Here is a 15,550-nt window from a genome sequence, read left to right on the forward strand (position 1 = left end):
CGTTGATTTACAGTTTAATGTAACTGGGCCTAAATAATAAGAACCTCGCACTTATGCGAGGTTCTCGTCTTCTTTATTCCGCTACATCACCGATGAAGTAGACACTGCTGACACGCCAGTTTCCATCCTCTTTGGCAAAAACGGTTACTTGTCGACCTGTTCGGTCAAGTTTAGCACCTGTTGACTCCTGTTCAAGCGAGATTGCAAGTGACGCAAAGACCTGTGCTTGGCTTTTGTCATACTTAATGACTGTCACATCTTCAGCTGTCCGTTTAACTTTATATTCTTTAAACGTTTTTTTAATCATCTCTTCTTCTTCCTTGTAATCAAACCCTTCAGGTTCTTTAGCGATGACAGACATATACGTCTCAAAGTCTTCGTTATTAAAAGAAGTCATATAGGTGTCAAACGCAGCCAATATTGCCTTCTTTTCATCTGCTGGCACATCTTGTGCCTCTTCAATATCAGAACCCGACATCTCAAAGCCAACATCAGATTGTTCCTGATCCTGATTCTTCACACCATGTTCTAATGCGTTATTTTCACTTGAAGTTTCCCCATCGGAAACGGAACCTGCACCGCCTCGGTCTTCTTCACTTGCACAAGCAGACAGTAATATTGAAATTAGCGCTAACACCATCATATATTTGAATTTCATTATAATTCGTCCCTCCTACTCGGCTATTTTGTCATAAAATGATTGCCCTTACAATAATTATAGCCGCAATCAGAATAGAGACGACACCCATCATGTGAAAGTTTCGTGTATTAAAGCGTAGGATTGTTGGATGGCTTCGGATTATAGTGGGCTGTTTCCATTTTGTGCAACCTGGAAGGCTAAACTGTCTACCTGGAATCCAATCTGTCTACCTGGATGGGCATTCTGTCTACTTGGAAATCTTTTCTAGTAATTCAGTTGCAACTAGATGGATAAAAATGCTATTTTTACATTATCCCAAAGACTAGAAGGAGTGATATTTTATTGTCGGAAATCGAGAAACACCTAAATCGTTAACGGTTTACCTTCGCTTACTAAATAGAGTACCCAAAGAACATCCGCTTTATAAGGAAATCGAATCGAGAATCAATCGGATTCGTGCTGGGTACAGCGGTGAAACGTATGTGGACAATTTTTTAAAGAATATTGATTTCCCATGTCCATATGTCATCTTTAAAGACATTAATGTTCAAACTTCAGCAAACACAAAAGCCCAGTTTGATACATTAATCATTACACCAAAGTTTGTATGTATATTAGAAATAAAAGCATTGAAAGGTCGAATCTCTTTCCACAAGACTCCTGCCCAATTAGTCAAAGAAGTCGACGGAGTTAAAACTTCAATGAAATGTCCAGAGGAGCAACTGAAACGTCATGAAAGAAGATTGGTTAAATGGTTGAATACAAATCAAATATATCTACCCATACGAAGTGCTATTGTTTTCGCATTTTCTAGCACCCTTGTAGATTTGCCCCCTAGGTATTCCAACATAGTGATGGGCTGTGATGTCGGTTCTTATATTGAAGACCTATTTGATCTCCCTCCCGCACTTACAGAAAAAGAATTCAATTCATTAATCGACTCCCTGCAACAGGCTAAAACGAATTATTCCCCCACCCCACTAGTAAATACTGTCCCAATTCTAGATTCAGAGATTGTCAAAGGATTACTTTGCCCGCAATGCTCTATGAATATTGGCTCTCTTTATAAATGTCCTACCTGCAAAATTACGAGGAAAGTAATCATTGCGAATGCTCTCGAGGATTGGTTTTATCTAATGAAAAGCACTATTACTACAAGAGAATGTCTGGATTTTTTGCAACTAAGGGATAAAACATCTGCATCACATATTTTAAATAGAGCTAAATTGATACCTAAAAACAATGGTCGCTATAGATTTTATAAATTATTTGACGATGACTATGAGGGTTCTTTTTCAATTCGAGCTGAAGCGCTTGAAAAAAAATAGGAGTTTGTGCTTCTTGGACGTTTATTCTGTCCCATGACAAGTTTTACATGAAAATACCATGTCACTTTTCATTTTGTGCAACCTGGATGGCCATTCTGTCAACCTGGAACCCAAAACTGTCTACCTGGATCCTCATTCTGTCAACCTGGATCCTCATTCTGTCTACCTGGAACACTAAACTACACACCCGACCCATTGTCATCTCACTAAAAATCAAAAAACCCCTCACATTTGTGAGGGGTCCAATTAGTAATTAGCGTACTTCAACCCAGCCATTTTTAATAGCTGTTACGACGGCTTGTGTACGGTCGTTTACATTCATTTTTTGAAGAATGCTAGAGACGTGATTTTTCACTGTTTTTTCAGAGATGAACAATGTTTCACCGATCATGCGGTTACTTTGGCCATCTGTTAATAATTGAAGAACTTCACATTCACGTTTTGTTAGTAAATGGAAAGGACGTCGAATTTCGGATTGGTGGAACGTTCCTTTATTTTCACGTTCACTCAAACGACGGAATTCCGCCACTAAATTACGTGTTACTTTTGGATGTAAGTAAGATCCACCTGCTGCAACCACTTTAATGGCTTGTACAATTGCGTCAGCATCCATTTCTTTCAACATGTACCCAAGAGCACCTGTTTTCAGAGCGTGCGTAACGTAAGATTCATCGTCGTGGATAGATAACATGATTACTTTGGCTTCTGGATATTTCGCCATTAGCTCACCTGTTGCTTCTACTCCATTTTTACGTGGCATGTTGATATCCATCAATATAACTTCCGGTGCATATTGCTCATACAAATTTAAAGCGTCGCTTCCATCATCGCCTTCAGCAATTACATCAAATGAATCTTCAAAGTCTAGAATTCGTTTTACCCCTTCACGGAATAATTGGTGATCGTCTATAATTACAATTTTCGTCATCGTCATTTCCTCCTAAATATAAGCAGACCTTATCTCTCTTTTTCCTCAATTAAAGGAATTCGAAACATCATTGTTGTTCCTTTGCCAGGTGAGGATTTCACAACCATTTCACCTTTTAATAGATCGACACGTTCTTGCATTCCAAGTAAACCAAATGAACTATCCCGAACAAGGCGCTGATCAAAACCAATTCCGTTATCTTTCACCGTAACGGCTACTTTGTTCTTATTCCATACAACTTCTACCCAAATTGTTTGGCATTTGCCATGTTTTGTCGCATTCGTCACAGATTCCTGAATCAGGCGAAATAGCGCTACTTCATAATTCGGTAAAAGTCGACGCTGTTCTCCATTTGAATGGAAGTGTATTTTGCACCCCATATTATATTCTTCGATAGTCATTAAGTATTTTTTGAGGGTAGGGACTAAACCTAAATCGTCCAATGCCATTGGTCGCAAGTCATAAATAATTCGTCTTACTTCCGACAGAGCATTTCGTACCATCAATTTTAAACTTGAAATTTCTACTAGTGCCTGATCAACACCTTTTTCACGATAAGTCCGTTCAATCAAATCTGATCGAACTAAAACATTGGCCATCATTTGGGCGGGACCGTCATGTATTTCACGAGATAGCCTTTTTCGTTCTTCTTCTTGTGCTTCAATAATTTTCAAACTGAAATCTTGTTTTAATTTCGCGGTTTCCAATGCTTGTCCAACATTTTTCAAATCCGATGTTAAGTAGTTGGTAACCACGTTGGCCTGTGTAACAAGTTGATCGGCATGCAAAATAGCATCGTTTAATTCATTTAAACGACGTTCCAAATCATCTCTACGTTCCCGTAGTTGGCGATCTTCCGTACGATTAATTGAAAGTTTAATTTGTAAATCGTTTGCTTGTTCATAAGCCTCACGCACTTGTTCTTCCGTAAACGTGTTAAAATGCTTGGATACATCGCCGAGCCGCTTTCTTGAAAGACGGGTATCTTCTTCAAGCAAATCACCTTCTATTAATACATCAGCTAATTTCGAATGGACAATTTCCAATTCTTTTTGCATTTGTAATAAGCTTTGTCGATTTTGTTCGCTTATAATGAAAATATCGTTTTTGGAGCGGTCCATCGTTTCAACCATTTGGCTGAAAATATGATCTAAAGAATTGATATCGACCTTTTTCCCTGACATCGGGTATTCTCCTTTTTCGAGCAACTGTCTGATGAATGCTTAATCATTCATTTCTCTATCTATATAATACGTCATATATGCCTTTATTCCTGCTATGACTGCATTTATTATATCACTATATACACAAAAACATATTAAAATTAGATGACAACTAGATGTCAGCGAGGAGTGGAAAGATTTGAGAAAAGATTATGTCACAGTTAAAGGCTTCGGAGAATCAGAAATTATTATTCAAAAATCCCGATTCCTCACTTACGTAAACCGAGCTGAGACGGAACAACAGGCTCAAGCCTTTATTGATGAAATAAAATCTCAACATAAATCAGCGAATCACAATTGTTCAGCTTACATGATTGGAGAACATGACTCCATTCAAAAAGCAAATGATGACGGGGAACCAAGTGGAACAGCTGGTGTTCCAATGTTGGAAGTTTTAAAAAAACAAGGCTTAAAGGATACTGTCGTTGTCGTAACGCGATACTTTGGCGGTATTAAATTAGGTGGAGGCGGTTTAATTCGTGCGTATGGAAAAGCTACTACCGAAGGAATTCAGGCAGCGCATATTGTCGAACGCCGACTCCACCATTTAATGAAAGTTTCTGTCGATTATACGTGGCTGGGTAAAGTCGAAAATGAAGTGCGTGGGTCCACCTATCCACTCGATCGTATAGATTACGCAGATACTGTTGAAATATTTCTCTACGTGCCTGTATCAACAGAAGAGACATTTGTAGAATGGATAACAGAAATGACGAATGGGCAAGCTAAAATCGAGCAACAATCTTCTAAATTTCTTGAGTTTGACACCTAAATTCGAGCCTTTATTGCGTATATATAGCAGGAAATATTTAACAGATGTAATGATTTTAAAGAAAATGTAAAAAACATTTCCTTTTACGGTATAGGTAAAGCATTGTATAATGAGGAGTGCTGTAGCTAGAGACGAAACAATGACCTAACTTGGGACGTCTTATTGAGTAGTAGGGTTGAACCCTACCCAGAGGAGATTAAAAATGAATCGAAAACAATATAAAACGACAAGTAACGGTACCTCGAAAAAGTCATTAATACTAAAAATTTCAGCTATGCTTGTTGCGTCCCTCCTAATCAGCTTAACTGCTTATGGAATTTATTTAGCTAAAAAAGCAGAATCTGCTGCAGACAATTCTTATGAAGCAGTTCAAGATCGCGCAGGTTCAGAATTACGTGAAGAAGCTGTGAAACCCCTTGAAGATAATGTATCTATTCTTTTCATTGGCGTTGATGATAGTGAAGCACGCGGTCAAGGTGAAGGCAACAGCCGTTCAGATGCATTAATGCTTGCAACACTTAATAACAAAGATAAAACCGTAAAATTAGTCAGCATTCCACGTGACTCACTTGTATACATCCCTGAAGTGGGACACAAAGATAAAATAACTCATGCACTTGCTTATGGCGGCACGAAAGCTTCCATAGAAACTGTTGAAGAATTACTTGATGTACCTGTGGATTATTATGTTCGAATGAACTTTAATGCATTCATCGATGTTGTAGATGCACTAGATGGCATTTATGCACATGTTCCTTATGATCGACTTGAAAAAGATGAAAATGACATATACTCCATACAATTAAAAGAAGGCTATCAGAAATTAGACGGCCGCGAAGCCCTAGCTTTGGCCCGTACCCGTAAACTGGATAATGATATTGAACGTGGCAAACGCCAACAAGAAATATTAAGTGCAATTATGAAGAAAGCATCTTCTGCTTCATCCTTTACAAAGTATGGCGATGTAATTGATGCTGTTGGAGATAACATGAAAACAGATATGACGTTTAGCGAAATGAAATCATTCATTGCCTATATCAAAGATGGTGCTCCTCAAGTTGACACACTGTCGCTTGAAGGTTCAGACGACATGTCGACTGGCGTTTATTACTGGTTATTGGATGAAGAATCATTAAATGAAACGCAAGATGTGCTAAAAAGCCATTTGGGCTTAAATCCTGATGCATCCAGTTACTCCGATAGTGGTTCTGAAACAGACTCAACTGAGTTTGCAAAAGAAGACGATTTAGACAATAATGAATAACTTTAAAATCTCGACACTTCAAACAGTGTCGGGATTTTTTTATGCTTAAAGCGACATCTTTCATCTAATGGCAATTTGTTTCAATATGTTTATCTTTTCCCTATCAAACCATAAAAAAACCTCATGCGAATTTCGCATGAGGTTTTGATCATTTGCCGATCATTCGGACAAAGTTGATTAATGGTTTATAGTTCTTGCCAGCCAAGCCAACTGCTTCTACGAACAATTCGATAGCTACTAACATAACAGCGATTAATAAGATTGCCCCCCACAACGTTGCTTGTGAGAAAATCAAAGCTGCCAGACCAAACATCGATGCCAGTGCATAAATGATAAGAACAGTTTGACTGTGAGTAAATCCTACATTCAATAGGCAGTGATGTAAATGAGATTTATCTGGTGCTGAGAGCGGCTGTTTCAAACGCACGCGTCGCACGATGGCGAAAAATGTATCGGAAATCGGAACACCCAACATAATAATCGGGATAATCAACGAAATCACCGTAACATTTTTGAAACCAAGCAATGCAAGTACACCAATCATATATCCAAGGAACAAAGCCCCTGTATCACCCATGAAAATTTTCGCAGGGTGGAAATTGTAGAATAAGAATCCAGCAGAACTCGCTGCAAGTAGTGCAGCCATTGCAAACACGAACATGTTACCCATCATAAATGCCATTCCTGCAAGTGTGATTAATGCGATTGTAGATACTCCTGCAGCCAATCCATCAAGACCATCAATCAAATTGATTGCATTGGTGATTCCGACAATCCATAAAATCGTTAATGGGATACTGAAGTAACCAAAATCCAATTCCCCACCAAAAGGTAAGTTAATGAAATCAATTTCCAAGCCGCCATAAATGACGATTCCTGCCGCAATGAATTGTCCAAGCAATTTTGCTTTTGCCGTTATTTCAAACATATCATCAAGTACACCTGTAATAATGATCATAAAAGCACCTAAAATAATATAAAGTGCAGTTGGATCTTCCGGGTGTAGCACAAAGTAACCAATTAAAAATGAACCAAATATGGCTAATCCACCTAAACGTGGCATTATACGTGCGTGAACTTTTCTATAATTAGGTCGGTCGACGGCGCCCACCTTAAACGCGATTGCCTTCACCACTGGTGTTAGTAGTATCGAAGCGACAAATGCCAGAACCAAAGATAGGTAGAGCATGTCTTTCCTCCTCAAGTTATTACATAATCGTTTATACATATAAATCCATAAGTATTATAGCATGAAACCGATGATGGTAAACAGTATTCGTAAAAATGAATGTTTCTTCCTATGAATATAACCATTAACTTGTCAAATAAAACACTTTCATCCTATTAGACGTCCGAAGTGATTATATGTTTCATAGTATTTCCTTCAATTTTTTGTTAAAATAAGTAGGTGTATAGAAATAAAAGGAGCGTAAAAATTATGATTTCCCTTTTTAAACGGTCAACAGAAACTAGCGAACGCCAATTAAAGAAGTACCGTAAATTAGTAGATCAAATTAATAACCTGGAAGATACATATTCTCAAAAATCAGATGATGAATTAAGAGAAGCCACTCAAGTGTTCAAAAAACGAATTGAAAATGGCGAAAAAATTCAGGCCATTATTCCAGATGCTTTTGCTGTTGTTCGTGAAGCTTCGAAACGCGTCCTAAATATGCGTCACTTCGATGTCCAGTTAATTGGAGGTCTAGTATTGACTGAAGGCAATATTGCCGAAATGCCAACCGGAGAAGGTAAAACACTCGTTGCATCCCTGCCTTCTTACGTGCGCGCACTTGAAGGGAAAGGCGTTCATGTCATAACGGTAAATGAATATTTAGCGAATCGTGACTTTGAACAAATCGGACAGATCCATCGCTTTTTAGGATTGACAGTCGGCATCAATCTGCCATTGATGCAACCGGCCATGAAACAAGAAGCCTACAATGCGGACATTACGTACGGTGTGGGAACAGAGTTTGGTTTTGACTATTTGCGTGATAATATGGCACCTGACCTTTCCCAAAAAGTTCAACGCCCTTACCATTTTGCCATTATAGATGAAGTGGATAGCGTATTGGTTGATGAAGCCAAAACACCGTTGATTGTGGCCGGCAAAATGTCAGCTGATGCAGATTTACATATGATTGCGGCTCGTTTGGCTAGACGATTTATCATAGAGCGGGACTACGATTTCGATGATGAAACGAAAGCAACATCATTAACTGAAACCGGAATCGAAAAAGTGGAAGCGGCTTTTGGCATTGATAATCTTTATGATTTGGAGCATCAGACTTTGTTCCACTATGTCATTCAGGCAGTTCGTGCTCATGTAATGTTTGAACGCGATGTTGATTATATCGTTAAAGAAGATAAAATCTTCTTAGTCGATATGTTTACTGGACGAATCATGGATGGCCGTACATTGTCTGATGGATTACATCAAGCAATTGAAGCTAAAGAAGGCGTTACGATTACGGAAGAAAATAAAGCCCAAGCCCAAATCACCATTCAAAACTATTTCCGGATGTATCCCCTACTTTGCGGGATGACGGGTACGGCAAAAACGCAGGAAAAAGAATTCCTTGAAGTATATGGAATGCAAGTTCTGCAAATTCCGACAAACCGCCCACGCATTCGTAAAGATGAAACGGATCAAGTCTATGAAACGATTGAGCAGAAATATACAGCTGTTGCCAAGGAAGTAAAAGCCCGTCACACAACTGGACAACCTGTTTTAGTCGGAACTACTTCTATTTTGCAATCAGAAGAAGTAGCGAAATATTTAAAACAACTAGACTTGGAATTCCAACTGTTGAATGCAAAAAGCGTGGAGCAGGAAGTATTCTTGATTTCACAAGCTGGGCAATTAAACCAAATTACCGTTGCCACTAACATGGCTGGTCGAGGAACTGATATCGAACTGGGTGATGGTGTTTCTGATGTAGGCGGACTATTTGTCCTCGGAACTGAAAAGCATGAAAATCGTCGAATTGATAATCAATTACGCGGTCGCTCTGGACGTCAAGGCGATCCAGGTGAGTCTCAATTCTTTATTTCCCTCGAGGATGATATGTTCAAACGTTTTGCAAAAGATGATCTAGAGAAATTCAATAAAAAAGTGAAAACTGATAGCTTAGGTCTTGTCCTTGGTAAAGATGTTCATGAATTGACGGAACGTACACAGCGTATTGTCGAAGGATCTCATTTCTCCATGCGTGAGTACAACCTTAAATTGGATGATGTCATCAATGAACAACGAAAAGTCATTTATACCTTAAGAGACAAAGTGCTTGAAAGAAATGATTTGATTGATCAATTACACAAAATGTTGGATGAAACAGTCGAGTTTGTTGTAGGGGAAAGTTGCTCAGAAGACGAACTTTCTGCACACTGGAATTTCGACCAAATCGAACAAACGATGAATCAAATTCTTCTAGCACCTGTTACATTGAATCGTTCTGTTTCTAAAGTGAAAGATATTATTAAACAACTTCAGCCGGCAGTAAATGAATTGAAAGATTACATGTCCACTTTCTCTGAGCAGCCTGAGGTTATGAATACCATTCCACAAGTGATGCTTGCCTACCTGGATTCGACATGGGTACGACATTTAGAGGCGATGACACGATTGAAAGAAGGTATCGGTTTACGCGCATATCAACAAGAGGACCCAATGCGTATTTACCAAAATGAAGGTCTGGAGCTTTTTGAAATGCATTACCAGGAGCTACGCCGTTCAATCGCAACTGAGATTATCAACTTTATGAAAATTATTTCAACTCGAGAGGAGACGATTTAATGGGCATTTTTTCGATTTTCAAGAAGACCGAAAAAACGGGTGCTGATAGTACCGTTGAGTCAACAGAGTTAGTTAATGGCACTGAACCGAGTGCTCAGTCGGAAGAAGTCACTACAGCATTGTCCCTTCATCCTGCTTGGGATGTACCAAAAGAACAACAATATGTATTCAGCTTCCTTTCGAATGAGCTTGAACCATTAAAACCAAATCAAATTTCTTTATCAGGCATCGATATTGAGCAAGACGACAATACACAAGCTTGGTTGGTTAAAGCATTTTTACGGACATCATTGGCTACTCCCATTACATTGAATACAGCTGAGCTCGTGCTGATCGATCAAAATGAACAAGTGGTGGCAGCAAAAGAATTCAATCTTGCGGAACTAGGCGAATTGCCTGCAACCAGTGCACGACCTTGGGTATTTGTTTTTGAACAGCCGACTTTAAAAGGAGAACTTCCTAAAGATGGTTGGCGTTTAGCTTTCAACGTTCAATCGTTGGTACCACACAAGATCGAATTGGATGCAGCTTGGGAAGAAGCTCTAAGCGACGAACAAAAAGATGGCTTAAAGAAAATTGTTGATTCCCTGCCTAAACTTCATGACAGAGAAGTAAACTTCAGTGGATTCCAAGCAAAAGTTCAGCCAGATGGTACACTTGCGGTCTCACTGTTTATTAGAAATGGGCACTCCCAGCAAATCACATTAGAGCAACTTCCACTGGAAGTGCTCGATGCGAATGGCAAAATTGTGGCACAAGGCGCATTTACGATTGATCAACTTAAGGTTAATGCAAATACTTCTAAACCCTGGACCTTCTTGTTCCCTAAGGAAATGGTCATCAATAAAGATTCTGATATGTCTAAATGGACCGTCAGAGTGCCTCAGAGCGCTTAAAAACCATTTATCGGTAAAAGTTATCATATTAAATAGAAAAAGCATGTGAGCAATCGCTCACATGCTTTTCTTATTGCACTTTAAATTCCGTTATCGAGTCTTTTACCATTCGGACACCTTTTCCATTCGGTACGAAATGTGTAACGACTAGTCGATAGGATTTCCCTTTCACATATCCTCCCGTTGGTGCACTGACGACAACCTTAGTTGCATCACTTCCCGTACGGACGGCTACACTTTGGCGAGCACCGAACTCATCCTCGACATAAACATGCTTCGTGTTGAAAAATGCGGAATTCATTTGTTGATTGAAAGTCACCGTAAATTGTTTATTTGTATCCACGACTCTCGCTGACGAAGAAGGAACAAACGATTTTGTAGGAATTGGTTGATTTGAATAAACGGCTTGGACCTGGTCAATCCAAATCGAACCCTTACCTTTCTTCGCTGAAGAAGTTTCAGCAATATATATCTTGTTCAATTTCACTGGACTTTGGACATTAGTCGGAATCGTTGCTTCAACGTATTTCCAGCCTACCCAATTAAGTCCTCCATCTTGAGTAAAGTCAATCACTGTTTCGCGACCATTAGCATCTGTAATGGCTGCGCGTAACCAATGATTTGCACCATCTCCATACACCCATGCACCAATTTTCTTAGGTGCCGCAGGAATGGACAAACCGTTCGGCCAAGTCAAGTACGATACGGAGGTACCCTCAGCAAAGCTTGAAAAATCATAAGACAACTTAAGGGAACTGGATCCTTCTTTAGCCTGCAACGTTTTTTCTAAACCAATGGTTGCAGATGAACGGATGGTTTCTGCCTTTAATCCAGTGAGTGAATCTAATCCACTGACTTGTAATGATTTATTTGAAACCGTAACAGGAATCGACACACGTGCAGACCCGAATGTTCCTGTGATTGAACCCGTAGCTTCACTATTTCCTGCATTGAAAGTAGTGCCGTTGATTGAACCTACGCCTCCTGTTGTCGTCCAGGAAACAGCTGCAGGATTGAAAATGACTTTTTGATTTTTACTGATTCCATTCACTTGGAAATTAGCTGATTCTCCAAGTCCGACACGAACTTCTGAAGGAGATGCCACTAATTGTTCAATCGTATCGGTAACTGTAACAGGAATTGAAACCGTAGCGGTATCGTATTTTGCGGTGATTTGCCCTGTTCCTGCTTTCACTCCGACGAAGCGATTATTTTCAATCTTCCCTACTCCATTTGAAACTTCCTGAAGTTCTAGTTTCGTAGAATCTACTTTTAAAGGATTATAATATTGATCTAACACATAATTTACTTTGAAACCTAGAGAAGCCCCAACAGCAACGATTCCCTCTTGATCTTGAGAGACATTTACATGAGTGGCTTGTCCATTAGGTGCAGTACTAATTGCTTCCAAAATAGCAGAGACGGAACGTTCAGAACCATCCGAAGGTCGGTTAATTAGAGATGGATATACATTTCCATAACGGCGTGTAACCATTGCCGTTGATCCACCACCATCCAAGTTGATGGCATTATAAGCACCGATTGAGACAAGGTACTTTGAAAATTCAATAAGTGTCATACCTTGGCTGTAACCAGACTGACGACCATCGACCGTTATGAAATATGCACGACTGCCAGTGGCATCGGTCGCAACAGCGGTACGGGGAGTTCTTTCAGTCGCACGACCGGCAGTGATATCAATTGTCAAAGCAGACTTTCCATCCTGTACGAGTAAAGGACCTGATGCCAACATGAATTGTGAGCCTTTCCATGCAGAATCAACATCAACTGTCAGTGAAACGTCATCTCCTATTTTCATAGATGATAATTTAGCACTCGATGTTCCAGATGCGGATAGAACAAAACCATCTTTCGGGATTGTCGAAGAAGTATACTGACCATACGGACGTATAGCGGATACTTTACCGGTCACTTTTTCTCCGAATTTCAACTGGGAGTCTACTTTTTTTGTTACTCCCGTTACAACCACTTCAATTCCATATTGGTTTTGACGGGTTTTATCTTCACGCAAACCTTCCGTGTATAAAATTAATTCGTTATTTGCTCTATCCCGGTTCATATCTGTCGTCTTAAATGACGACCCATTATGTTCAATCGTACGTTCTAACGAATAACGCCCAACTTTCGCTTTATTTTCAGCTGTCACACCAAATGCAGCTGGCACGTACATATAGTCATTAAAATTAGTCGAAACTCTTCCTAAATTAACGATTTGATCATTTTTTGCCAGTAAATATGAAGGATAACGATTTTCGAAGGTGTAAAAAGATGCATTAATTGCACCAACTACATTATGGCTCGGATATGTATGTTCTTTTGATAAATTAGTTACTGTCTTAAGTGTATTGATTGGATTGGATACCCCGTATTCAATTTTAGTATACGGATTTGTGACATCGATGGAGAGTTTGTTTACTTTTTGTGGGTAACCTCCCACTGATGTCGAGATAGTTTCGTGGTGTATACCAGGAGATAACGTGGCGGCAGAAACGGGTAAACTTGAAAAGACTAGAATGAATGCTAGTAGAAAAGCAGGCATTCTTTTAAATTTTAGGTACATGATGCAGCTCCTTTATGTTAGATTCTACTAATAATTATACTAAAATATAGTAAAATAGAAATAGTCTATATGTAATTGTTTTCCATAAACGAAAAAGAATCCACAGGAGACCAGTCCCGTGGATTCTTTTTCGCGCATCAACCAAGTTTTTAAGTTTATGAAAATACAAAACAGGAAGTTTAATACGTTTTCATTGTATCACAATTCAGAATTAGTACAAGATGGTAATTTTTCATTTTACAATTTAATCAACTGAAATTACTTCTGGGGGTGTAAGTGACCCAGCAGTTTCTGCACGGTAGATGAATAAGGCAAATTCACCTCGTGTAATATTTGCTTTAGAACCAAATTCAGTAGCCGTTTTCCCTTGCGTAATATTACTTTCAAGCAAAGCTGCTACAAAAGGTTTCACTGTCGATAGAACATCAGTAAATGGAATATCCATTGAAGTAGCCTTTAAATCGTATGTAAGTGCAATGACCTTCGCCATTTGTTCACGTGACATCGATTGATAACTACCGAATGTATTCGTAGATAATCCGTTCATAATACCATTTGCGGCAAGAGCATTAACAGCCCATTGACGATCTTTAGGTACGTCCGTGAATCCTGCTTGTTGATAATTTCCTTCCGGAGTAAAACCATTTACACGGGCAATCATGACTGCTGCATCAATACGTTTGATTTCGTTGGAAATACCGAATTGCGTTTCACTGATTCCCTGTGCATAACCTTTACTGACAATATGGTCCACAGCTGGTTTATATGTATTATTTACATCTGAAAAAGCCGCAAGAACCGAGTTCAAAGGAAGTAGGACGACAATTGCCAATGACAAAAGCAACAAAGTTTTTTTTAACATTTTACTGCTCACCTCTTTTTAAGTCTCTTATTAGTGTAACAATATATGGAAATGAATACCACCATGTAAATAGTGCCAGGCCCTCCCTCTCTCAGTTGGGACGATTGAGATTCAAACGGAATGACCTGACACTTAGTTTTGAATGCTTTATGGTACTAGTTTATTAACGAGTGGAATTTTTTGAAGAATCCACACGATGACAAATGATGAAAAGAATATAGCAATCCACACTAGCGGCACTGCAAGTACCGGATGAACCCAATATTCGTCAAACCCTATACGGCGACCATATAACTGAATGATGGGATGTAATAAATAGATTCCCATGCTGGCTGCACTGATTTTTTGTATAACAGTATTCGGCTTGAAGACATTCGGAAACTGCTGAAATAATACAAATAAGAAAACAGCAATAGCCACCGTATTCGGTGCAATATACAAATAGAAGAAACCATCCAATCTCCCGTCATTCTGGAGAGTCAAAACATATGTGCCATAGGCTGTTACTGCATACCCGATAACGGCTAACAGTCCAAGTAAAGGCAACCATTTCCGTTTGAGAGGATATAAGATTAAATACGCGCCTAAAATAAAGTAGCCAATATACGTACCGAACAGTCCAGCAGACAAAGCCAGCCCAAAATCGAAGAATTTTGGTACGAATGGAAACAAGCTTGACATGACAAACCAAGCTCCTATAAAGTATTGCAGCATTTGTTTAGAAGAGGAACTGACAATTTGTCTTAAAAACGGGGTCATTAAATATAAACCCAAAATAACGTATAGAAACCATAAATGGAAGAACACAGAGTCCGTCAACACCATTTTAATCATTTGTTTCCACGTATGTTCTTCAAACCACATGAATTTGCGATAGACGATGTAAATAATACTCCACGCCAGTAACGGTATTGCAACCTTACTAACCCGCTTCTTGAAAAAAGGGATTAACGGTTCCTGTTGTTTGCGCGTCAACAATAGTGCCCCACTGATCATGAAAAATAACGGGACACTGTTACGTAAGGCAGAATCCAAAAGATTTGCAAACCACCAAATTTGGTGACCAATCTCCATACTTGATACTAACTGTGCTACTACATGTATACCTACGACTGAAAAGATGGCGAAAACTCTCATCCAGTCCATATAATCATAACGCTCATTCGACATTCTCTCATATCCTTTCTACATCAAAAAATCTTGAACTAACTTCATTTATAAACTTCTTTGCTCTCGCGATTCTATTTCGAAGACTCA

General features: G+C 39.1%; 12 protein-coding genes. 5 read left to right on the plus strand and 7 right to left on the minus strand.

Going from position 1 to position 15,550, the window contains the following annotated elements; all coding sequences use genetic code 11:
• Positions 1-73 precede the first annotated feature (73 nt).
• The gene (locus tag MHH33_RS13675) at positions 74-658 is read right to left on the minus strand and encodes a nuclear transport factor 2 family protein (RefSeq protein WP_342542027.1); all 585 of its coding nucleotides are present in this window, start codon (positions 656-658) and stop codon (positions 74-76) included.
• Positions 659-1,092: 434 nt separating this feature from the next.
• Here MHH33_RS13675 and MHH33_RS13680 point away from each other — a divergent pair, with 434 nt between their 5' ends.
• On the plus strand, positions 1,093-1,968 hold the full coding sequence (locus MHH33_RS13680) for a nuclease-related domain-containing protein (protein WP_342543778.1): 876 nt from the start codon (positions 1,093-1,095) through the stop codon (positions 1,966-1,968).
• Positions 1,969-2,221: 253 nt separating this feature from the next.
• Here the strand turns inward: MHH33_RS13680 and MHH33_RS13685 are convergent, their stop codons facing one another.
• Together MHH33_RS13685 and MHH33_RS13690 are read right to left on the minus strand one after the other, a co-directional pair.
• Positions 2,222-2,896, minus strand: a complete 675-nt coding sequence (locus MHH33_RS13685) for a response regulator transcription factor (protein WP_016428071.1) — start codon at positions 2,894-2,896, stop codon at positions 2,222-2,224.
• A gap of 29 nt (positions 2,897-2,925) precedes the next feature.
• A complete protein-coding gene (locus MHH33_RS13690; protein ID WP_016428072.1) occupies positions 2,926-4,080 on the minus strand; it encodes a sensor histidine kinase in 1,155 nt (384 codons plus the stop codon).
• A gap of 178 nt (positions 4,081-4,258) precedes the next feature.
• Here MHH33_RS13690 and MHH33_RS13695 point away from each other — a divergent pair, with 178 nt between their 5' ends.
• Together MHH33_RS13695 and MHH33_RS13700 are read left to right on the plus strand one after the other, a co-directional pair.
• Positions 4,259-4,891, plus strand: a complete 633-nt coding sequence (locus MHH33_RS13695; RefSeq protein WP_342542028.1) for a YigZ family protein — start codon at positions 4,259-4,261, stop codon at positions 4,889-4,891.
• Between the two features lie 202 nt (positions 4,892-5,093).
• Positions 5,094-6,155: an LCP family protein gene (locus MHH33_RS13700; RefSeq protein ID WP_342542029.1), complete on the plus strand. Its 1,062-nt coding sequence runs from the start codon at positions 5,094-5,096 to the stop codon at positions 6,153-6,155.
• A 148-nt stretch (positions 6,156-6,303) separates the two neighbouring features.
• On the opposite strand, the gene MHH33_RS13705 is transcribed toward MHH33_RS13700, so the two are convergent.
• Positions 6,304-7,344 carry an MraY family glycosyltransferase gene (locus MHH33_RS13705; protein ID WP_016428075.1) on the minus strand — a complete coding sequence of 347 codons (1,041 nt, stop codon included), beginning with the start codon at positions 7,342-7,344 and terminating at the stop codon, positions 6,304-6,306.
• 249 nt (positions 7,345-7,593) lie between these two features.
• Here MHH33_RS13705 and secA2 point away from each other — a divergent pair, with 249 nt between their 5' ends.
• Both secA2 and MHH33_RS13715 read left to right on the plus strand, forming a co-directional pair.
• Positions 7,594-9,954, plus strand: coding sequence for an accessory Sec system translocase SecA2 (secA2, locus tag MHH33_RS13710; RefSeq protein WP_342542030.1), 2,361 nt, complete (start codon positions 7,594-7,596; stop codon positions 9,952-9,954).
• Complete coding sequence (locus MHH33_RS13715; protein ID WP_342542031.1) at positions 9,954-10,850, plus strand: accessory Sec system S-layer assembly protein; 897 nt, start codon at positions 9,954-9,956, stop codon at positions 10,848-10,850. The genes secA2 and MHH33_RS13715 overlap by 1 nt, the downstream gene beginning before the upstream one ends.
• A 70-nt stretch (positions 10,851-10,920) precedes the next feature.
• Here MHH33_RS13715 and MHH33_RS13720 read toward each other — a convergent pair whose 3' ends face one another.
• From MHH33_RS13720 to MHH33_RS13730, 3 genes are all read right to left on the minus strand, one after another.
• Complete coding sequence (locus MHH33_RS13720) at positions 10,921-13,431, minus strand: phosphodiester glycosidase family protein (protein WP_342542032.1); 2,511 nt, start codon at positions 13,429-13,431, stop codon at positions 10,921-10,923.
• 244 nt (positions 13,432-13,675) lie between these two features.
• Positions 13,676-14,293 (minus strand): S-layer homology domain-containing protein, encoded by a 618-nt coding sequence (locus tag MHH33_RS13725; protein WP_342542033.1) that lies wholly within the window; start codon positions 14,291-14,293, stop codon positions 13,676-13,678.
• A gap of 147 nt (positions 14,294-14,440) precedes the next feature.
• Entirely contained in the window at positions 14,441-15,463 is a 1,023-nt protein-coding gene (locus MHH33_RS13730) for an acyltransferase family protein (RefSeq protein WP_342542034.1), read from the minus strand.
• Between the last annotated feature and the right edge of the window lie 87 nt (positions 15,464-15,550).

It is taken from the genome of Paenisporosarcina sp. FSL H8-0542 (genome assembly GCF_038632915.1).
Classification (GTDB): Bacteria; Bacillota; Bacilli; order Bacillales_A; family Planococcaceae; genus Paenisporosarcina.

Excerpts from the sequence above, each read along its gene's own strand:
- MHH33_RS13675 (WP_342542027.1), bottom strand. The coding sequence starts at position 658 with ATGAAATTCAAATATATGATGGTGTTAGCGCTAATTTCAATATTACTG.
- MHH33_RS13685 (WP_016428071.1), bottom strand. The coding sequence starts at position 2,896 with ATGACGAAAATTGTAATTATAGACGATCACCAATTATTCCGTGAAGGG.
- MHH33_RS13690 (WP_016428072.1), bottom strand. The coding sequence starts at position 4,080 with ATGTCAGGGAAAAAGGTCGATATCAATTCTTTAGATCATATTTTCAGC.
- MHH33_RS13700 (WP_342542029.1), top strand. The coding sequence starts at position 5,094 with ATGAATCGAAAACAATATAAAACGACAAGTAACGGTACCTCGAAAAAG.
- MHH33_RS13705 (WP_016428075.1), bottom strand. The coding sequence starts at position 7,344 with ATGCTCTACCTATCTTTGGTTCTGGCATTTGTCGCTTCGATACTACTA.
- secA2 (WP_342542030.1), top strand. The coding sequence starts at position 7,594 with ATGATTTCCCTTTTTAAACGGTCAACAGAAACTAGCGAACGCCAATTA.
- MHH33_RS13715 (WP_342542031.1), top strand. The coding sequence starts at position 9,954 with ATGGGCATTTTTTCGATTTTCAAGAAGACCGAAAAAACGGGTGCTGAT.
- MHH33_RS13720 (WP_342542032.1), bottom strand. The coding sequence starts at position 13,431 with ATGTACCTAAAATTTAAAAGAATGCCTGCTTTTCTACTAGCATTCATT.
- MHH33_RS13725 (WP_342542033.1), bottom strand. The coding sequence starts at position 14,293 with ATGTTAAAAAAAACTTTGTTGCTTTTGTCATTGGCAATTGTCGTCCTA.
- MHH33_RS13730 (WP_342542034.1), bottom strand. The coding sequence starts at position 15,463 with ATGTCGAATGAGCGTTATGATTATATGGACTGGATGAGAGTTTTCGCC.